At 54.6% G+C, this 20,687-nt stretch carries 11 protein-coding genes and 3 rRNA genes; 8 read left to right on the forward strand and 6 right to left on the reverse strand.

What is annotated here, in order from left to right; translation table 11 throughout:
- Positions 1–74: 74 nt before the first annotated feature.
- From mnmE to rpmH, 5 genes are all read right to left on the reverse strand, one after another.
- Entirely contained in the window at positions 75–1,445 is a 1,371-nt protein-coding gene (gene mnmE, locus KZH41_RS01070) for a tRNA uridine-5-carboxymethylaminomethyl(34) synthesis GTPase MnmE (protein ID WP_263274227.1), read from the reverse strand.
- Positions 1,446–1,524: 79 nt separating this feature from the next.
- Positions 1,525–3,204 (reverse strand): membrane protein insertase YidC, encoded by a 1,680-nt coding sequence (yidC, locus tag KZH41_RS01075; RefSeq protein WP_263274228.1) that lies wholly within the window; start codon positions 3,202–3,204, stop codon positions 1,525–1,527.
- 2 nt (positions 3,205–3,206) lie between these two features.
- Complete coding sequence (yidD, locus tag KZH41_RS01080; RefSeq protein WP_083355989.1) at positions 3,207–3,452, reverse strand: membrane protein insertion efficiency factor YidD; 246 nt, start codon at positions 3,450–3,452, stop codon at positions 3,207–3,209.
- Positions 3,445–3,849, reverse strand: a complete 405-nt coding sequence (gene rnpA, locus KZH41_RS01085; RefSeq protein ID WP_218193654.1) for a ribonuclease P protein component — start codon at positions 3,847–3,849, stop codon at positions 3,445–3,447. The genes yidD and rnpA overlap by 8 nt, the downstream gene beginning before the upstream one ends.
- Before the next feature lie 16 nt (positions 3,850–3,865).
- Positions 3,866–4,000, reverse strand: coding sequence for a 50S ribosomal protein L34 (rpmH, locus tag KZH41_RS01090; protein WP_003213577.1), 135 nt, complete (start codon positions 3,998–4,000; stop codon positions 3,866–3,868).
- A 585-nt stretch (positions 4,001–4,585) separates the two neighbouring features.
- On the opposite strand from rpmH, the gene dnaA reads away from it, so the two are divergent.
- From dnaA to rrf, 7 genes are all read left to right on the forward strand, one after another.
- Positions 4,586–6,106, forward strand: coding sequence for a chromosomal replication initiator protein DnaA (gene dnaA, locus KZH41_RS01095; protein ID WP_083355988.1), 1,521 nt, complete (start codon positions 4,586–4,588; stop codon positions 6,104–6,106).
- A 38-nt stretch (positions 6,107–6,144) separates the two neighbouring features.
- Positions 6,145–7,248, forward strand: coding sequence for a DNA polymerase III subunit beta (gene dnaN / locus KZH41_RS01100; protein WP_083355987.1), 1,104 nt, complete (start codon positions 6,145–6,147; stop codon positions 7,246–7,248).
- Between the two features lie 20 nt (positions 7,249–7,268).
- The gene (recF, locus tag KZH41_RS01105) at positions 7,269–8,372 is read left to right on the forward strand and encodes a DNA replication/repair protein RecF (protein ID WP_094949093.1); all 1,104 of its coding nucleotides are present in this window, start codon (positions 7,269–7,271) and stop codon (positions 8,370–8,372) included.
- Between the two features lie 4 nt (positions 8,373–8,376).
- Positions 8,377–10,794: a DNA topoisomerase (ATP-hydrolyzing) subunit B gene (gyrB, locus tag KZH41_RS01110; protein ID WP_094949094.1), complete on the forward strand. Its 2,418-nt coding sequence runs from the start codon at positions 8,377–8,379 to the stop codon at positions 10,792–10,794.
- 907 nt (positions 10,795–11,701) lie between these two features.
- A 16S ribosomal RNA gene (locus tag KZH41_RS01115) occupies positions 11,702–13,238 on the forward strand.
- A gap of 280 nt (positions 13,239–13,518) precedes the next feature.
- A 23S ribosomal RNA gene (locus tag KZH41_RS01120) occupies positions 13,519–16,410 on the forward strand.
- A gap of 170 nt (positions 16,411–16,580) precedes the next feature.
- A 5S ribosomal RNA gene (rrf, locus tag KZH41_RS01125) occupies positions 16,581–16,696 on the forward strand.
- The 16S, 23S and 5S rRNA genes sit together here, the layout of an rRNA operon.
- A 566-nt stretch (positions 16,697–17,262) precedes the next feature.
- Here rrf and KZH41_RS01130 read toward each other — a convergent pair.
- Positions 17,263–17,985: a response regulator transcription factor gene (locus KZH41_RS01130; protein ID WP_094949734.1), complete on the reverse strand. Its 723-nt coding sequence runs from the start codon at positions 17,983–17,985 to the stop codon at positions 17,263–17,265.
- 335 nt (positions 17,986–18,320) lie between these two features.
- On the opposite strand from KZH41_RS01130, the gene KZH41_RS01135 reads away from it, so the two are divergent.
- Complete coding sequence (locus KZH41_RS01135; RefSeq protein WP_263274229.1) at positions 18,321–20,597, forward strand: CHASE2 and HATPase_c domain-containing protein; 2,277 nt, start codon at positions 18,321–18,323, stop codon at positions 20,595–20,597.
- Positions 20,598–20,687: the final 90 nt, after the last annotated feature.

The raw sequence follows: 20,687 nt of genomic DNA on the forward strand, positions 1-20,687 counted from the left end.
AGAAGATGCAATGGAATGCCCTCGAGCGGGCGAAACAGACAGGCGCGAATGGCCTGTCTGTGGACAACGAAGGGTTATTTACCGATACAGAAGCTGGAAAAGATCCGCCCCAGCAAATCATCTGAGCTGAATGCGCCAGTGATCTCACCCAACAGCTGCTGCGCCTGACGTAAATCCTCAGCCAGCAGCTCCCCTGCCCCCGCCAAGGTCAGCTGTGCCCGACCGTGCTCCAACGCCGCGCTGGCATGGCGTAGCGCCTCCAGGTGCCTGCGGCGTGCACTGAAGCTGCTTTCCGAGGTTTGCTCATAGCCCATGCAAGCCTTGAGGTGGTCGCGCAGCAATTCCAGACCATCGCCGGCCGACTTTGCACTCAGGCTGATGGTGACGTGGCCATCCTCGCTGGTTTCCATGGAGATGGCTTCACCCGTCAGGTCGGCCTTGTTACGGATCAACGTCACGTTGGCCGGGTCCGGCCGCTGCTCGAGGAATTCCGGCCACAAGGCAAAAGGATCCACAGCCTCTGGCGCCGTGGCATCCACCACCAGCAGCACCCGATCTGCTTCGCCAATGGCCTTGAGGGCGCGTTCTACCCCGATCTTTTCCACCTGGTCATCGGTGTCGCGCAAACCGGCAGTGTCGACCACGTGCAGCGGCATGCCGTCGATGTGGATATGTTCACGCAGAATATCCCGGGTGGTGCCGGCAATCTCGGTAACGATGGCCGCCTCGCGACCTGCCAGGGCATTCAGTAGGCTCGACTTGCCGGCATTCGGTCGGCCGGCAATCACCACCGTCATACCGTCACGCAGCAGGGCGCCCTGCCCGGCTTCGCGCAGCACTGTGGATAACTCATCACGGACTTTATCCAGCATCGCCAGCACATGCCCATCGGCGAGGAAGTCGATTTCTTCCTCCGGAAAATCAATCGCGGCCTCGACGTAGATACGCAAGCTGATCAATTGCTCGGTCAGGTTATGCACACGCAATGAAAAGGCGCCCTGCAATGAGCGCAAAGCGTTGCGGGCTGCCTGTGCAGAACTCGCTTCGATCAAGTCGGCAATGGCTTCAGCCTGAGCCAGGTCGAGTTTGTCATTCAGGAATGCACGCTCACTGAATTCTCCCGGACGCGCCAAGCGGCAACCCAACTGCAGGCAGCGCTGCAGCAACATATCCAGCACAACCGGGCCGCCGTGGCCCTGAAGTTCCAGCACATCTTCACCGGTGAACGAGTTGGGGCCTGGAAAATACAGCGCCAAGCCTTCATCCAACACCGTTTCATCGGCATCCAGAAAGGGGCCGTAATGCGCGTATCGGGGTTTCAACTCGCGGCCGCTGATGGCCTGGGCTGCCACGCTGGCCAGCGGCCCGGAAATTCGAACGATACCGACACCGCCGCGACCTTGAGCGGTAGCGACAGCAGCGATGGTTTCACGAGGAGCGCTCATCAGCAGGTTCCAGAATAAAAGTGACGGAAAGCAAAACGCCCCACTAGGGGGCGTTTTGAGTGGTTATCCACAGAGTAAACTACGCCGCAGCTTTGGTAGCCGCTTCGATTTTACGCGTGATGTACCACTGTTGAGAGATCGACAACACGTTGTTGACCACCCAGTACAGCACCAGACCGGCTGGGAACCACAGGAAGAAGAAGGTGAAGATGATTGGCATCATTTTCATTACCTTGGCCTGCATCGGATCCGGCGGAGTCGGGTTCAAGCGCTGCTGGATGAACATGGTCGCGCCCATGATGATCGGCAGGATAAAGAACGGGTCTTTGATCGACAGGTCAGTTATCCACAGCATGAACGGAGCCTGGCGCATTTCCACGCTTTCCAGGAGAACCCAGTACAGCGACAGGAACACGGGCATCTGTACCAGAATCGGCAAGCATCCACCCAGCGGGTTGATCTTCTCTTTCTTGTACAGCTCCATCATGGCCTGCGACATTTTCTGCCGGTCATCACCATGTTGCTCTTTCAGAGCGGCCAGTTTCGGCGCCACAGCACGCATGCGTGCCATCGACTTGTAGCTGGCTGCCGACAGAGGGAAGAAGATCCCTTTGATCAGCATGGTCAGGAAGATGATCGAGAAACCCCAGTTACCGACGATGCTGTGGATATGTTGCAGCAGCCAGAAGATCGGCTGGGCAATGAACCACAGAATGCCGTAATCCACAGTCAGTTCCAGACCTGGGGACAACTCTTTCAGTACAGCTTGGCTTTTCGGGCCGGCATACAGCGTGGCGCTGGTTTCAGCCTTGGCACCTGGCGCGACGGTCAACGCCGGGCCAGTAAAACCAATGATGTAGTTGCCTTGGCTGTCTTTGCGGGTTTGAACCAGGTTGGCTTCACCCTTGTTCGGGATCCATGCGGTCACGAAGTAGTGTTGCAACCAGGCAACCCAGCCGCCTTGTACAGTCTCTTTCAGCGAGCCCTTGTCGATATCTTTCATCGACACTTTTTTGTACGGCTCGCCACTTGTCCACAGGGCTGCGCCCAGGTAAGTCGCGGTGCCGGTGGCGGTGCTGGAAGAAGGATCGGCACTGTTGTCCCGCTTGAGCTGGGCAAACAGGTTGCCCGTCCACGGTTTGGCGCTTTCGTTGTCGATCAGGTAAGTGACCTTCAAATCGTACAAACCACGGGTGAAGCTGAAACGTTTGATGTAGTTGATGCCGTCCTGACTGAATTTCAGGTCAACATTCAACTGGTTCTGGCCATCCGCCAGTTGATAAGTCTTCTGTTCGGTCGAATAAACCGGACGACCGGTAGCACGAGCATCCGGACCGTCAGTGCCGGTCAGGCCACTTTGTGCCAGATAAGTACGTTCACCACCGTTGTCGAACAGTTGGAACGGTACATCTGGATGGTCTTGACGACGTGGATACAGCGGCAGTTTCAACTGCGCGATATCACCACCTTGTGGGTCGATAGCCAGGTCGAGCACATCCGTTTTCACGTGGATGAGGTCTTTGTTGGTGACCACTGGCGTTTCTAGAGGGGCGCTTGTCTCGCCATTCGCGCTGGGAACATCGGCACTCGCGGACGCATTGTTACCCAGCGGGGTGTCCGGAATAGCCGGCGCAGCCTGATTGGTAGCAACATTCTGAGTCGGCAGGGCAGCTTGGCCGTAGTCCTGGTTCCACTTAAGAACCATGACGTAGGACACGATTGCCAGGGCGACGATCAGGATCGTGCGTTTAATATCCATGATTACTCGGCCATCGAAGAAGAACGGGAGGTAGGGATAGGCGGAACCGGGTCATAACCACCGGGATTCCACGGATGACAGCGGCCTAAACGACGAAAGGCCAGCCAGCCACCGCGCAGAAGACCATGATTTTCTATGGCCTCTAACGCGTAGCAGGAACAACTGGGGTAGAAACGACAGTGGTCAGCCATCAGAGGACTAATGGCATAGCGGTAAAACTGGATCGGAACGAGGGCCAGTTTACGCATTGGTGCTGTCTACCCCTACAGTTTCGGTGCTGACTGCTGGTGCTGGCTTGTTGGTACGCGCCAAACGTTTCCAGAGCTTGCCGAAATGCTGAATCAATTCGGGGTTTTCTACGTCCCCCAAGCCTTTGCGCGCGACGATAACAATATCCCAACCAATCAGAGTTTCCTGGTGGAGGCGAAACGATTCGCGCATCAGACGCTTGAGGCGATTGCGCTCAACGGAGAGCTTTACGCTCTTCTTGCCGATCACCAACCCGAGACGGGGGTGATCCAGATCGTTGTTACGCGCAAGGAGCAGGAGATTTTTCCCCGGAACCTTGCCGGTGGGGGAGTCAAAGACTGCCTTGAAATGCCGGGGGGTTAGCAGACGCTTTTCCCGACTGAAGTCCTGACTCACCACCAGTACCGGATTATCAAACTGCCAGACGCGCACGACCTTTGGCGCGGCGACGCGACAGGACAGCACGGCCGTTCTTGGTAGCCATGCGAGCACGGAAGCCGTGAGTACGGGCGCGTTTGATGGTGCTTGGTTGGAAAGTACGTTTCATGGCGTTGTTACCTGGTTCGTCCACAACGGGCCGGAATGGCCCCCGTTTTAAGAGACCGGCGATTCTAGAGAAAGCAAGCCTCTAGGTCAATTTCCAACCAGCTTTTCCTTTAATTAGTTCTTCGCAGGCATTCCGGCCTTTTCTGTTCGCTGGCCGTTCATGAGCAATGCCATAGATATAAAAATAAAGAAGGAAGTTATTTAAAGCTTTTCTGTAAAGCTTATAAAAGCTAGGGAGGCGGTTATCTGTGGATAACCGCCTTGAGCCCATATTCTGCCTGATGTACAGAGGATGACAACTAGGCGGGGAAACGGTGCTTAGCCTGTGCTGCGCTATCGGATAAGCTGTGGGTGGAATGGCTTGTTATCCACAGGCCAGTTACCCACAGACTTTCGACCCCACTTGTACAACGAGCTTAGGGGCGCTTATCCACAGAGCTTATGCACAGACCATTGGTCGCCTTTTTTACGGTTAACGCATTGATTTTGGGTGCCCTGTGCGCAACCTACATGTGGATAAGTGGACGGCTGGCCGCTACAATGGCGGCTGTTTTTGCCTCACCGGCTTTCAACTTAGGGGATATCCGTGTCAGTGGAACTTTGGCAGCAGTGCGTGGAGCTTTTGCGCGAAGAGCTGCCTGCCCAGCAATTCAACACCTGGATCCGTCCGCTACAGGTCGAAGCCGAAGGCGACGAGTTGCGTGTCTACGCGCCGAATCGTTTTGTTCTCGATTGGGTTAATGAGAAGTACCTGAGCCGCGTTCTCGAATTGCTCGATGAACACGGCAACGGCCTTGCGCCTGTGCTTTCTTTATTAATAGGCAGCAAACGTAGCTCTGCACCTCGTGCAGCGCCGAATGCACCGTTGGCGGCGAGCGCCTCGCAGGCTCAGGCCGCAGCGGCACCTGTTAATAACTCGCCTGCGCAAATTGCCCAGACGCCTTCGAAATCCTCGGCACAGAAAAACGCGCCTATAAATGAAGAGCCGTCCCGCGACAGCTTTGACCCGATGGCCGGCGCCAGCTCTCAACAGGCACCAGTTCGTGCCGAACAGCGCACCGTCCAGGTAGAAGGCGCGCTCAAGCACACCAGCTACTTGAACCGCACGTTCACCTTTGAAAACTTTGTCGAAGGTAAATCCAACCAGTTGGCCCGCGCGGCTGCCTGGCAGGTCGCCGACAACCCCAAGCACGGTTACAACCCGCTCTTCCTTTATGGCGGCGTCGGTTTGGGTAAAACTCACTTGATGCACGCTGTGGGTAACCACCTATTAAAGAAGAACCCAAATGCCAAGGTCGTGTACCTGCACTCGGAGCGCTTCGTCGCTGACATGGTCAAGGCCTTGCAGCTCAACGCAATCAACGAGTTCAAGCGGTTCTACCGCTCCGTTGATGCCTTGCTGATCGATGACATTCAATTTTTCGCTCGCAAGGAACGTTCTCAGGAAGAGTTTTTCCACACCTTCAACGCCCTGCTCGAAGGCGGCCAGCAGGTCATCTTGACCAGCGACCGTTACCCGAAGGAAATCGAAGGCCTGGAAGAACGCTTGAAGTCGCGTTTTGGCTGGGGTCTGACCGTTGCGGTAGAGCCGCCGGAACTGGAAACCCGCGTCGCGATCCTGATGAAGAAGGCCGACCAGGCGAAAGTCGATTTGCCGCATGACGCTGCTTTCTTCATTGCCCAACGCATTCGCTCCAACGTGCGTGAGTTGGAAGGCGCGCTCAAGCGCGTCATCGCTCACTCGCACTTCATGGGCCGCGACATCACCATCGAGTTGATTCGTGAATCCCTGAAAGACCTGCTGGCGCTGCAAGATAAGCTGGTGAGTGTGGATAACATCCAGCGCACCGTGGCTGAGTACTACAAGATCAAGATTTCCGACCTGCTGTCCAAGCGCCGCTCGCGTTCGGTGGCACGTCCACGTCAGGTAGCGATGGCGCTCTCCAAAGAGCTGACCAACCACAGCCTGCCGGAAATCGGTGATGTGTTTGGCGGTCGCGACCACACCACGGTCTTGCACGCGTGCCGCAAGATCAACGAACTTAAGGAATCCGACGCGGATATTCGCGAGGACTACAAGAACCTGCTGCGTACACTGACTACTTGATGACACCAGCGCAGCTTATTAAGGCAAGGGACTAGACCATGCATTTCACCATTCAACGCGAAGCCCTGTTGAAACCCCTGCAACTGGTCGCAGGCGTCGTCGAGCGCCGACAGACCTTGCCGGTGCTCTCCAACGTATTGCTGGTTGTCGAAGGCCAGCAACTGTCCTTGACCGGTACCGACTTGGAAGTCGAGCTGGTCGGTCGTGTGCAGCTGGAAGAGCCTGCTGAACCGGGCGAAATCACTGTGCCGGCGCGCAAGCTTATGGACATCTGCAAAAGCTTGCCTAATGAAGCGCTTATCGACATCAAGGTCGATGAGCAGAAGTTGGTGGTCAAGGCCGGTCGTAGCCGTTTTACGCTGTCCACGTTGCCAGCCAATGACTTCCCGACTGTCGAGGAAGGCCCTGGCTCGCTGACCTGCAGCCTGGAGCAAAGCAAACTGCGCCGTTTGATCGAGCGCACCAGCTTCGCCATGGCTCAACAGGACGTTCGCTACTACCTCAACGGTATGTTGCTGGAAGTCTCGGAAGGCATTATCCGCGCCGTGGCCACCGACGGACACCGTTTGGCTATGTGCTCAATGCGTGCCGATATTGGTCAGCCGGATCGGCACCAAGTGATCGTCCCGCGCAAAGGTATCCTCGAATTGGCGCGTCTGCTTACCGAGCCGGATGGTAACGTCAGTATCGTTTTGGGCCAGCACCACATTCGCGCCACCACCAGTGAATTCACGTTCACTTCCAAATTGGTCGACGGCAAGTTCCCGGATTACGAGCGCGTACTGCCTAAAGGCGGCGACAAACTGGTGATCGGTGATCGTCAGGCCCTGCGTGAAGCGTTCAGCCGTACCGCGATTCTGTCGAACGAAAAGTACCGTGGTATCCGTCTGCAACTGGCCAACGGTCAGCTGAAAATCCAGGCGAATAACCCGGAGCAGGAAGAAGCGGAAGAAGAAGTGGGCGTTGACTACAACGGCGGCTCGCTGGAGATCGGCTTCAACGTGAGCTACCTGTTGGACGTACTGGGTGTAATGACCACCGAACAGGTTCGTCTGATTCTGTCGGATTCCAACAGCAGCGCCCTGGTGCAAGAATCCGATAACGACGACTCGGCTTACGTTGTTATGCCGATGCGTCTGTAATCATGTTCAGCAGAAGCTAGATGTCCCTCAGTCGTGTCTCGGTCACCGCGGTGCGCAATTTGCACCCGGTGACCTTCTCCCCTTCCCCCCGCATCAATATTCTCCACGGCGCCAACGGTAGTGGCAAAACCAGCGTGCTGGAAGCCATTCATTTGCTTGGGCTCGCCCGTTCCTTTCGCAGCGCCCGTCTGTTGCCAGTGATTCAGTACGAGCAATTGGCGTGCACAGTGTTTGGCCAAGTCGAATTGGCTGAAGGCGGCCATAGCAGCCTGGGGATATCTCGCGATCGCGGTGGGGAGTTTCAAATTCGCATTGACGGGCAAAATGCCCGCAGTGCAGCGCAACTGGCGGAAATTCTGCCATTGCAACTGATCAACCCCGACAGCTTCCGCCTGTTGGAAGGTGCACCAAAAATCCGCAGGCAATTCCTCGATTGGGGAGTGTTCCACGTGGAACCGCGGTTCATGGCCACTTGGCAGCGCCTGCAGAAGGCCCTGCGGCAGCGGAACTCATGGCTGCGGCATGGTACACTTGACGCCGCTTCACAAGCAGCCTGGGACCGGGAACTGTGCCTGGCCAGCGATGAAATAGATGAATACCGCCGCGCCTATATCAAAGCCTTGAAACCAGTCTTTGAGCAGACCTTGAGTGAGTTGTTGGATCTCGAGGGGCTGACGCTGAGCTACTACCGTGGTTGGGATAAAGAGCGTGACCTGAGCGCAGTGCTCGCCACGTCCTTGCAACGGGATCAGCAAATTGGCCATACACAGGCAGGCCCCCAACGGGCTGATTTGCGCCTTAGATTAGGCGCACACAATGCCGCGGATATCTTGTCCCGTGGCCAGCAGAAGTTGGTGGTGTGCGCACTGCGTATTGCCCAAGGGCATTTGGTTAGCCAAGCCCGACGCGGTCAGTGTATTTATCTGGTGGATGACTTGCCGTCCGAACTCGACGAGCAACATCGACGGGCGTTGTGCCGCTTGTTGGAAGACTTACGCTGCCAGGTGTTTATCACCTGTGTAGACCACGAATTATTGAGGGAAGGCTGGCAGACGGAAACGCCAGTCGCCTTGTTCCACGTGGAACAAGGCCGTATCACCCAGACCCACGACCATCGGGAGTGAAGGCATGAGCGAAGAAAACACGTACGACTCGACCAGCATTAAAGTGCTGAAAGGTTTGGATGCCGTACGCAAACGTCCCGGTATGTACATTGGCGACACCGATGATGGTAGCGGTCTGCACCACATGGTGTTCGAGGTGGTCGACAACTCCATCGACGAAGCTCTGGCCGGTCACTGCGACGACATCAGTATTATCATCCACCCGGATGAGTCCATCACCGTGCGCGACAACGGTCGCGGTATTCCGGTAGATGTGCACAAAGAAGAAGGCGTTTCGGCGGCAGAGGTCATCATGACCGTGCTCCACGCCGGCGGTAAGTTCGACGACAACTCCTATAAAGTCTCCGGCGGTTTGCACGGTGTAGGTGTGTCGGTGGTGAACGCCCTCTCCGAACTGTTGGTGCTGACCGTGCGTCGCAGTGGCAAGATCTGGGAGCAAACTTACGTTCACGGCGTTCCGCAAGAACCGATGAAAATCGTCGGCGAAAGCGAAACGACCGGTACCCAGATTCACTTCCGTCCCTCCGACGAAACCTTCAAAAATATCCACTTCAGCTGGGACATCCTGGCCAAGCGGATTCGTGAACTGTCCTTCCTGAACTCCGGTGTTGGCATCGTCCTCAAGGACGAGCGCAGCGGCAAGGAAGAGCTGTTCAAGTACGAAGGCGGTCTGCGTGCGTTCGTTGAATACCTGAACACCAACAAGACTGCGGTCAACCAGGTGTTCCACTTCAACATTCAGCGTGAAGACGGCATCGGCGTGGAAATCGCCCTGCAGTGGAACGACAGCTTCAACGAGAACCTGTTGTGCTTCACCAACAACATTCCACAGCGCGATGGCGGTACTCACTTGGTGGGTTTCCGTTCCGCACTGACGCGTAACCTGAACACCTACATCGAAGCCGAAGGCTTGGCCAAGAAGCACAAAGTCGCCACCACCGGTGACGACGCACGTGAAGGCCTGACCGCGATTATCTCGGTAAAAGTACCTGATCCTAAGTTCAGCTCCCAGACCAAAGACAAGCTGGTGTCTTCCGAAGTGAAGACCGCAGTGGAACAGGAGATGGGTAAATACTTCTCCGACTTCCTGCTGGAGAACCCGAACGAAGCCAAGCTGGTTGTCGGCAAGATGATCGACGCTGCACGTGCCCGTGAAGCGGCGCGTAAAGCCCGTGAGATGACCCGCCGTAAAGGCGCGCTGGATATTGCCGGCCTACCGGGCAAACTGGCTGACTGCCAGGAGAAGGACCCTGCCCTCTCCGAACTGTACCTAGTGGAAGGTGACTCTGCTGGCGGTTCCGCCAAGCAGGGTCGTAACCGTCGCACCCAGGCCATCCTGCCGTTGAAGGGTAAGATCCTCAACGTCGAGAAGGCCCGCTTCGACAAGATGATTTCCTCTCAGGAAGTCGGCACCTTGATCACGGCGTTGGGCTGCGGTATCGGCCGTGACGAGTACAACATCGACAAGCTGCGCTATCACAACATCATCATCATGACCGATGCTGACGTCGACGGTTCGCACATCCGTACGCTGCTGCTGACCTTCTTCTTCCGTCAGTTGCCGGAACTGATCGAGCGTGGCTACATCTACATCGCTCAGCCGCCGTTGTACAAAGTGAAAAAGGGCAAGCAAGAGCAATACATCAAAGACGACGACGCCATGGAAGAGTACATGACGCAGTCGGCCCTGGAAGATGCCAGCCTGCACTTGAACGACGAAGCACCGGGTATCTCCGGTGAGGCGCTGGAGCGTCTGGTTAACGACTTCCGCATGGTGATGAAGACTCTCAAGCGTTTGTCGCGCCTGTACCCTCAGGAGCTGACCGAGCACTTCATCTACCTGCCATCGGTAAGCCTGGAGCAGTTGGGCGATCACGCTCACATGCAGAACTGGCTGGCTCAATATGAAGTTCGCCTGCGCACTTCTGAGAAGTCCGGCCTGGTGTACAAAGCCAGCCTGCGTGAAGACCGTGAGCGTAACGTGTGGCTGCCGGAGGTTGAATTGATCTCCCATGGCCTGTCGAACTACGTCACGTTCAACCGCGACTTCTTCGGCAGTAACGACTACAAAACCGTCGTTACCCTCGGCGCGCAATTGAGCACCCTGCTGGACGACGGTGCTTACATTCAGCGTGGCGAGCGCAAGAAGCAGGTCAAGGAATTCAAAGAAGCCCTTGATTGGCTGATGGCAGAAAGCACCAAGCGCCACACCATCCAGCGATACAAAGGTCTGGGCGAGATGAACCCGGATCAGCTGTGGGAAACCACTATGGACCCAGCCCAGCGTCGCATGCTGCGTGTGACCATCGAAGACGCCATTGGCGCAGACCAGATCTTCAACACCCTGATGGGTGATGCGGTCGAGCCTCGTCGTGACTTCATCGAGAGCAATGCCTTGGCGGTGTCCAACCTGGACTTCTGATCAGGTGTAGGTTCACAGATTAAATGGTGACATTAACAAATAGATGGTTCGGCTAAGCCCCAATGATTAGCTGACCATTCGAAGGAGAGCCCGCTGAAAGCGGGCTTTTTTTCGCGTCAATAAAAGTGGTTTTCCCCCTGTGTCGTGAGTCGGTAGCGGGAGTCAGCTGACAGGCGAGAGGCGTGTTTCAAGAGTGGTTTGCCAGAGTACGAGTGTTGCAGGAGTTTATGGCGAGGTTCCCTAAGCCAGCGCGTACCTCCAGCGGTTCTTAGGGCATTGAGGGTCGGCGGCTGATGTTTTAAAGCGTAGAGCTACGTCAGCCAGAGGATAATAATCCTGCCGTCATTACGGCGAATCGTAGAGTTTTTTTTTCAGTGAGGTTACGAGGGTTCTAGAGAATTCGGGGCGATTCACCGTGAACATCAGTCAGACCGGGTGATATGGCTGCTTTATAACGGCATGGCGATGATGTGGTATGTGCTCTCCTCCGCCCTGATCCTTTGTACAGACCTTTGGAAATTTCATAATGACAAACCAAGCTTTTTTAGTATGTGGAAAATAATTTTAGATGGGGGTTGACCAAGTATTTTAATACTGTATTATTCGCCTCCCGCTGACAAGCAACTTGAAGAAAGTTGCTACATAAATCTCTGATTTTATTGAAAAAATCTTATGATTTAAGTGTGTTAGCTGAGGTGCTGCTTTGGAAAGCACGCCTGGGTTTAGACGAAAGATCTTAACCAACCGCTCTTTAACAACTGAATCAAGCAATTCGTGTGGGTGCTTGTGGAGTCAGACTGATAGTCAACAAGATTATCAGCATCACAAGTTACTCCGCGAGAAATCAAAGATGTAACCAACGATTGCTGAGCCAAGTTTAGGGTTTCTTAAAAACCCAAAGATGTTTGAACTGAAGAGTTTGATCATGGCTCAGATTGAACGCTGGCGGCAGGCCTAACACATGCAAGTCGAGCGGTAGAGAGAAGCTTGCTTCTCTTGAGAGCGGCGGACGGGTGAGTAATGCCTAGGAATCTGCCTGGTAGTGGGGGATAACGTTCGGAAACGGACGCTAATACCGCATACGTCCTACGGGAGAAAGCAGGGGACCTTCGGGCCTTGCGCTATCAGATGAGCCTAGGTCGGATTAGCTAGTTGGTGAGGTAATGGCTCACCAAGGCTACGATCCGTAACTGGTCTGAGAGGATGATCAGTCACACTGGAACTGAGACACGGTCCAGACTCCTACGGGAGGCAGCAGTGGGGAATATTGGACAATGGGCGAAAGCCTGATCCAGCCATGCCGCGTGTGTGAAGAAGGTCTTCGGATTGTAAAGCACTTTAAGTTGGGAGGAAGAGCAGTTACCTAATACGTGATTGTTTTGACGTTACCGACAGAATAAGCACCGGCTAACTCTGTGCCAGCAGCCGCGGTAATACAGAGGGTGCAAGCGTTAATCGGAATTACTGGGCGTAAAGCGCGCGTAGGTGGTTTGTTAAGTTGGATGTGAAATCCCCGGGCTCAACCTGGGAACTGCATTCAAAACTGACTGACTAGAGTATGGTAGAGGGTGGTGGAATTTCCTGTGTAGCGGTGAAATGCGTAGATATAGGAAGGAACACCAGTGGCGAAGGCGACCACCTGGACTAATACTGACACTGAGGTGCGAAAGCGTGGGGAGCAAACAGGATTAGATACCCTGGTAGTCCACGCCGTAAACGATGTCAACTAGCCGTTGGGAGCCTTGAGCTCTTAGTGGCGCAGCTAACGCATTAAGTTGACCGCCTGGGGAGTACGGCCGCAAGGTTAAAACTCAAATGAATTGACGGGGGCCCGCACAAGCGGTGGAGCATGTGGTTTAATTCGAAGCAACGCGAAGAACCTTACCAGGCCTTGACATCCAATGAACTTTCTAGAGATAGATTGGTGCCTTCGGGAACATTGAGACAGGTGCTGCATGGCTGTCGTCAGCTCGTGTCGTGAGATGTTGGGTTAAGTCCCGTAACGAGCGCAACCCTTGTCCTTAGTTACCAGCACGTAATGGTGGGCACTCTAAGGAGACTGCCGGTGACAAACCGGAGGAAGGTGGGGATGACGTCAAGTCATCATGGCCCTTACGGCCTGGGCTACACACGTGCTACAATGGTCGGTACAGAGGGTTGCCAAGCCGCGAGGTGGAGCTAATCCCACAAAACCGATCGTAGTCCGGATCGCAGTCTGCAACTCGACTGCGTGAAGTCGGAATCGCTAGTAATCGCGAATCAGAATGTCGCGGTGAATACGTTCCCGGGCCTTGTACACACCGCCCGTCACACCATGGGAGTGGGTTGCACCAGAAGTAGCTAGTCTAACCTTCGGGAGGACGGTTACCACGGTGTGATTCATGACTGGGGTGAAGTCGTAACAAGGTAGCCGTAGGGGAACCTGCGGCTGGATCACCTCCTTAATCGACGACATCAGCTGCTCCATAAGTTCCCACACGAATTGCTTGATTCATGCGTTTGTAAAAGTGCAGAGCTAACTATTCGAATCGAATAATTAGCTCTGATCTTTTTCAGAACCGTTCTTTAAAAATTTGGGTATGTGATAGAAAGATAGACTGAACGTTACTTTCACTGGTAATGGATCAGGCTAAGGTAAAATTTGTGAGTTACTCGTAATTGAGTATTATCGAATTTTCGGCGAATGTTGTCTTCACAGTATAACCAGATTGCTTGGGGTTATATGGTCAAGTGAAGAAGCGCATACGGTGGATGCCTTGGCAGTCAGAGGCGATGAAAGACGTGGTAGCCTGCGAAAAGCTTCGGGGAGTCGGCAAACAGACTTTGATCCGGAGATGTCTGAATGGGGGAACCCAGCCATCATAAGATGGTTACCTTACACTGAATACATAGGTGTAAGGGGCGAACCAGGGGAACTGAAACATCTAAGTACCCTGAGGAAAAGAAATCAACCGAGATTCCCTTAGTAGTGGCGAGCGAACGGGGACTAGCCCTTAAGTGGCTTTGAGATTAGCGGAACGCTCTGGAAAGTGCGGCCATAGTGGGTGATAGCCCTGTACGCGAAAATCTCTTAGTCATGAAATCGAGTAGGACGGAGCACGAGAAACTTTGTCTGAATATGGGGGGACCATCCTCCAAGGCTAAATACTACTGACTGACCGATAGTGAACTAGTACCGTGAGGGAAAGGCGAAAAGAACCCCGGAGAGGGGAGTGAAATAGATCCTGAAACCGTATGCGTACAAGCAGTGGGAGCCCACTTTGTTGGGTGACTGCGTACCTTTTGTATAATGGGTCAGCGACTTATTTTCAGTGGCGAGCTTAACCGAATAGGGGAGGCGTAGCGAAAGCGAGTCTTAATAGGGCGTCTAGTCGCTGGGAATAGACCCGAAACCGGGCGATCTATCCATGGGCAGGTTGAAGGTTGGGTAACACTAACTGGAGGACCGAACCGACTACCGTTGAAAAGTTAGCGGATGACCTGTGGATCGGAGTGAAAGGCTAATCAAGCTCGGAGATAGCTGGTTCTCCTCGAAAGCTATTTAGGTAGCGCCTCATGTATCACTGTAGGGGGTAGAGCACTGTTTCGGCTAGGGGGTCATCCCGACTTACCAAACCGATGCAAACTCCGAATACCTACAAGTGCCGAGCATGGGAGACACACGGCGGGTGCTAACGTCCGTCGTGAAAAGGGAAACAACCCAGACCGTCAGCTAAGGTCCCAAAGTTATGGTTAAGTGGGAAACGATGTGGGAAGGCTTAGACAGCTAGGAGGTTGGCTTAGAAGCAGCCACCCTTTAAAGAAAGCGTAATAGCTCACTAGTCGAGTCGGCCTGCGCGGAAGATGTAACGGGGCTCAAACCATACACCGAAGCTACGGGTATCACTTAGGTGATGCGGTAGAGGAGCGTTCTGTAAGCCTGTGAAGGTGAGTTGAGAAGCTTGCTGGAGGTATCAGAAGTGCGAATGCTGACATGAGTAACGACAATGGGTGTGAAAAACACCCACGCCGAAAGACCAAGGTTTCCTGCGCAACGTTAATCGACGCAGGGTTAGTCGGTCCCTAAGGCGAGGCTGAAAAGCGTAGTCGATGGAAAACAGGTTAATATTCCTGTACTTCTGGTTATTGCGATGGAGGGACGGAGAAGGCTAGGCCAGCTTGGCGTTGGTTGTCCAAGTTTAAGGTGGTAGGCTGGAATCTTAGGTAAATCCGGGATTCTAAGGCCGAGAGCTGATGACGAGTTAACTTTTAGTTAACGAAGTGGTTGATGCCATGCTTCCAAGAAAAGCTTCTAAGCTTCAGGTAACCAGGAACCGTACCCCAAACCGACACAGGTGGTTGGGTAGAGAATACCAAGGCGCTTGAGAGAACTCGGGTGAAGGAACTAGGCAAAATGGCACCGTAACTTCGGGAGAAGGTGCGCCGGTGAGGGTGAAGGACTTGCTCCGTAAGCTCATGCCGGTCGAAGATACCAGGCCGCTGCGACTGTTTATTAAAAACACAGCACTCTGCAAACACGAAAGTGGACGTATAGGGTGTGACGCCTGCCCGGTGCCGGAAGGTTAATTGATGGGGTTAGCTAACGCGAAGCTCTTGATCGAAGCCCCGGTAAACGGCGGCCGTAACTATAACGGTCCTAAGGTAGCGAAATTCCTTGTCGGGTAAGTTCCGACCTGCACGAATGGCGTAACGATGGCGGCGCTGTCTCCACCCGAGACTCAGTGAAATTGAAATCGCTGTGAAGATGCAGTGTATCCGCGGCTAGACGGAAAGACCCCGTGAACCTTTACTATAGCTTTGCACTGGACTTTGAATTTGCTTGTGTAGGATAGGTGGGAGGCTTTGAAGCGTGGACGCCAGTTCGCGTGGAGCCAACCTTGAAATACCACCCTGGCAACTTTGAGGTTCTAACTCAGGTCCGTTATCCGGATCGAGGACAGTGTATGGTGGGTAGTTTGACTGGGGCGGTCTCCTCCTAAAGAGTAACGGAGGAGTACGAAGGTGCGCTCAGACCGGTCGGAAATCGGTCGTAGAGTATAAAGGCAAAAGCGCGCTTGACTGCGAGACAGACACGTCGAGCAGGTACGAAAGTAGGTCTTAGTGATCCGGTGGTTCTGTATGGAAGGGCCATCGCTCAACGGATAAAAGGTACTCCGGGGATAACAGGCTGATACCGCCCAAGAGTTCATATCGACGGCGGTGTTTGGCACCTCGATGTCGGCTCATCACATCCTGGGGCTGAAGCCGGTCCCAAGGGTATGGCTGTTCGCCATTTAAAGTGGTACGCGAGCTGGGTTTAGAACGTCGTGAGACAGTTCGGTCCCTATCTGCCGTGGACGTTTGAGATTTGAGAGGGGCTGCTCCTAGTACGAGAGGACCGGAGTGGACGAACCTCTGGTGTTCCGGTTGTCACGCCAGTGGCATTGCCGGGTAGCTATGTTCGGAATAGATAACCGCTGAAAGCATCTAAGCGGGAAACTAGCCTCAAGATGAGATCTCACTGGGACCTTGAGTCCCCTGAAGGGCCGTCGAAGACTACGACGTTGATAGGTTGGGTGTGTAAGCGCTGTGAGGCGTTGAGCTAACCAATACTAATTGCCCGTGAGGCTTGACCATATAACACCCAAGCAATTTGACTACTTCGGACTTGGAAACAAGTAGAGGCATCAGATTGCGGTGTGTGAAGACGATAGAACCGAAAGTTCGATCTCACAAAACACCGAAAGCTATCACATACCCAATTTGCTGAAGCGAGGCCATAAGGTCACGACTCAGTACCCGAATTTCTTGACGACCATAGAGCATTGGAACCACCTGATCCCATCCCGAACTCAGCAGTGAAACGATGCATCGCCGATGGTAGTGTGGGGTTTCCCCATGTGAGAGTAGGTCATCGTCAAGATCAAATTCCGAAACCCCTATCTGCGCATACAGTTAGGGGTTTTGTTTGTCCTCAAAAAACATCCCAATTGCCAAAATATAGATCAAATACCTAGCTATGTTTAGCTGGGATTATCTGCTCGAGTTTGAAAAGTAGGCCGGGCCTCTTAGGTCAATGAGACCCTACCCCGCCACCAATGGTGTTGGCGGGACCAAGCTCAAGAACTCGGCGGCATGGGCGCTCACCTTGCGGCATTACCGGCATGCGCACTCTTATGGCTTCCTCTGCTGAGTGCACAAACCTCGTTGATGAACTGCCAACCTGTGAAAACTACGCCCGTTCCGATAGATCATCTATTTTGTGAATCCAGCAGGCTTTTCTCATCTTTTCTGTTACTCCTCCCCCGCTCCGCACTCACAGAAAAGATGATTTTTTCCCAGCGTTTGCCGGGCCTCCTGAGTCAGCTATTTTGTGTACCTACATCAGGCAAACCCGCTAATACAAAAAGGCCAACGCTTAGCGTCGGCCTTTTTTATTGGGTGTTAAACCAGCAATTTTTTAATGCTCCACGTGGAACATCGAGGTTTTCAACCCGACGTTGCCGCCGCGACACTCTCCAACCGGTAGCCATATCCGTAGATCGTCAACAGCTGCCAGCCCCGGTCGGCGGTTAAACCCAGCTTGTTACGCAGACGGTAGATGTGCGTATCCAGCGGCCGCGACGACACCATTTCTTCATGCGACCAGAACCGCTCGTACAGATATTCCCGGGACAGCGGGCGGGCCAGGTTGGCGAACAAGCAACTGGCCAAGCGGTATTCACGCTCGGTGAGGTTGATAGGTTTGCCCGCGCGGGTGACGGTCAATTCAGCATCGTCGAAGGTCAGGTCGTTGAAGCTCTGTACTTCATGGGTAGTGGACTTCTGCAGGCCATGGCGACGCAGAACGGCACTGACCCGGGCCTTGAGTTCATTCGGTCGAAAGGGCTTGCTGACGTAATCATCCGCCCCGCTGTTCAGCGCCGTGACGATATCGCTCTCGGCATCCCGGCTGGTGAGCATGATGACGGCGGGCGGTGACTCCATGTGTTCACGGGTCCAGCGCAGCAATGCTATACCGCTGATGTCCGGCAGTTGCCAGTCGAGTATCAGCAGGTCGAAGGTTTCCCGGCGCAGTTGTCGCAGCAGGTCTTCACCGCGTTCGAAGCAATGCAATGACCAGGGTTGTTCTGCGGTGCTGGGGATTTGTCGAAGTGTCTGCTCAACCCGACGCAATTCCGCGGGCTCGTCATCCAATATTGCGACACGCATGGGTGGGTCCTTTCTACTTAAAAAATACGGCGCAAATGCCAGTCATTGAATCTGAATAATTGTGGTCAGATTCATCGACCCTTGAATCTCTCGATACGCTGATATCAAAGAGCCTTTAATCCATTGAAAGACCTCGATACCTTGGAGGAAAGATACCGACTCCTGCCCGTAAGGAAAAGGTTCTGCACCAAGCACTCAGGAAAGTCTAACAATGAGACCGAAATGAGCTTCACTGGGTTCAGTACGCCGTACACATCGAACAGGGAGACGCCAGGGCATATGGCACGTTCAATTATCCATTATCAGCGTAGATGCAAACCTGCGGCGGTATCCCGATGATGCTCTGGCGCAAAGCCGAAAAACGCCAACCCACCCGGGCGCAACTGCTGTTCCATGGTTTGGTACGCGAATGGCTGTGGATTGGCCTGGTCTTGCTACCCTTCACCGCCTATCTGTCCCTCAGCCCGGGCCTAGCCCTCAACAACCCGCTGTATGACAGCCTTCGGCGCCTGACCCCGTTGCCGGTCGACCCACGCATCTTGCTGGTGACCATTGATGACCAGAGCCTGAAACAACTCGGCCATTGGCCATGGCCGCGTAGCCTGCATGCAGACCTGATCGAGCGGCTGAGTGCCGCTCGGCCAGAGGGTATATTGTTCGATGTCATCTTCAGTGAACCCGGCGATGCAGCGGATGACCAACGACTGGCCGACGCCGTGTGCAACGCCGGCAATGTGTTATTGCCGCTGGTGAACGATGGCGCTGCGAGCGCTGACTCACTAGGTGAGCACTTATTGCCGCTGCTCAAGTGCGCCAAAGGCGTGGGGCATATCAACGTCGAAGCGGATAACGATGGCGTCGTCCGCAGCCTATACATGCGTGAGGGGCCGCCAGGTAAGACGCTTCCGCAATTAGCGTGGCTGGCTTATACGTTAAGTGGGCAAACAGCTCCCATGCCGGGGCTGCCCGAGGAACCGAGCAGTGAGCATTGGCATCGTGAGCACGCGATTCGTGTGCCGTTCACCGCGCAGAGTCATTTTCCCAGTGTGTCCTATGTCAGCGTATTACGCGGCGAGGTGCCGCCCGAAGTATTACGTGGTCGGCTGATACTGGTCGGCGCGACCGCCTATGGCATGGGTGATAGGTTTGTCACGCCGCTCTCCTCCACCGTCGGGTTCACTGCCGGGGTGGAGCTGCAGGCCAATATCCTTAATGGTTTGTTGCAGGGGCGTAGCATTGTCGATCTTCCCGGTTGGCTCGCGGCGCTGCTGGCAACTGCCTTGGTGGCGCTGCTACTAGGCCTGCTGCTGTACCGGCCGCGTTATGCGCTGTGGATGACCTTCGCGTGCATGGGCACCGCGTTGCTCGGCTCATGGGCCCTATTGATCCTGGGGTATTGGTGGTCGCCCGCAGCCTGTCTGATCGGCCTGCTGCTGAGTTATTTGATCTGGAATTGGCGCCGCCTGAGCGTGATCCTTGCGTACTTCGGCTGGGAACTGGCACGGCTGGATAACGAACCCAAAGTGCTGCCAGAGCGCCGCCGTGCGCCGGCCAGCAAAGGCGACGTGTTGCAGGGGCGCATCTTTGCGCTTGAACAGGCGGTAAGCCGTACGCGCGACACGCGACGCTTTATGGCAGATGGCTTGGAATGCCTGCCGGTGGCGACATTGATTACCGATCCACAGGGCAGCATTCTGCTGGCCAACCGTATTGCGCGTGATGTGTTCGGTAATGATTTGGTGAGTAGAAACTTGCTGGAACAACTCGCTGACCTGGGCTATCCGCCTCTGCACAACGGTGTACGCCCTGCCCTTTCAGCGTTGGAGCTCATCGAGTTTCGTGACATCCATCAGCGCAGCCTGCGCATGGAGCTGGCGCCCTTGCTGCCGGCCGAGGGTGACGTCGCCCTCGGCTGGCTGCTGAGCCTCACGGACTTAAGCAAAGAGCGCAAAGCCCAGCAACACCGCGAGACGATGCTGCGCTTCCTTTCCCATGACCTGCGTGCGCCACACTCGGCCATCCTGGCGTTGCTGGATGTGCACGACAGTGAGTCACCGATATTTGCCCAGATCGAACAACAGGTGAAGCGCGCCTTGAGCCTCACTGAATCCTTCGTGCAATTGGCCAAAGCCGAAGCCGATGGTTACCACTTCCAGACTACGTTGTTTGCCATGTTGGTCATGGATGCTTTTGACCAGGTGGCAGTGATCGCCCAGCTCAAGGGCATTCACTTGGTCCACGACCTGGATGAAGCGGATGAGGGCATGGTCTCAGCCGATCAATCACTGCTGACCCGAGCGCTGTTCAACGTGCTGGAAAACGCCATCAAATACTCGCCGTCAGGCACCACCGTCACGTTGAGCCATGGCAGCGCGCAAGGGTGGTTGGAATGCCGTATCAGCGATCAAGGGCCAGGCATCGCGCCTGAGGATTTGCCGGAGCTGTTCAGCCAGTACCGACGTTTTGACTCGGCCCAAGGCAGTGAAGGTTTAGGGTTGGGCCTGACCATGGTCAAAGCGGTGATTGAGCGTCATGGCGGCCGCATCCTGTGTGAAAGCGAGTTGGGTAAAGGCTCGACCTTCACCCTGCAACTGCCCCTGCTCGATGACTGAAAAAACGTACTTTTTGGCTGTGCATAAAAAACCGGTCACAAGGACCGGTTTTTTAATGCTGAAAAAACTTATGCACGTTTTTAGCGATTT

This window comes from Pseudomonas sp. YeP6b, assembly GCF_025642995.1.
In the GTDB taxonomy this organism is placed as follows: domain Bacteria; phylum Pseudomonadota; class Gammaproteobacteria; order Pseudomonadales; family Pseudomonadaceae; genus Aquipseudomonas.

Excerpts from the sequence above, each read along its gene's own strand:
- mnmE (WP_263274227.1), bottom strand. The coding sequence starts at position 1,445 with ATGAGCGCTCCTCGTGAAACCATCGCTGCTGTCGCTACCGCTCAAGGT.
- yidC (WP_263274228.1), bottom strand. The coding sequence starts at position 3,204 with ATGGATATTAAACGCACGATCCTGATCGTCGCCCTGGCAATCGTGTCC.
- yidD (WP_083355989.1), bottom strand. The coding sequence starts at position 3,452 with ATGCGTAAACTGGCCCTCGTTCCGATCCAGTTTTACCGCTATGCCATT.
- rpmH (WP_003213577.1), bottom strand. The coding sequence starts at position 4,000 with ATGAAACGTACTTTCCAACCAAGCACCATCAAACGCGCCCGTACTCAC.
- dnaN (WP_083355987.1), top strand. The coding sequence starts at position 6,145 with ATGCATTTCACCATTCAACGCGAAGCCCTGTTGAAACCCCTGCAACTG.
- recF (WP_094949093.1), top strand. The coding sequence starts at position 7,269 with ATGTCCCTCAGTCGTGTCTCGGTCACCGCGGTGCGCAATTTGCACCCG.
- gyrB (WP_094949094.1), top strand. The coding sequence starts at position 8,377 with ATGAGCGAAGAAAACACGTACGACTCGACCAGCATTAAAGTGCTGAAA.
- KZH41_RS01130 (WP_094949734.1), bottom strand. The coding sequence starts at position 17,985 with ATGCGTGTCGCAATATTGGATGACGAGCCCGCGGAATTGCGTCGGGTT.
- KZH41_RS01135 (WP_263274229.1), top strand. The coding sequence starts at position 18,321 with ATGATGCTCTGGCGCAAAGCCGAAAAACGCCAACCCACCCGGGCGCAA.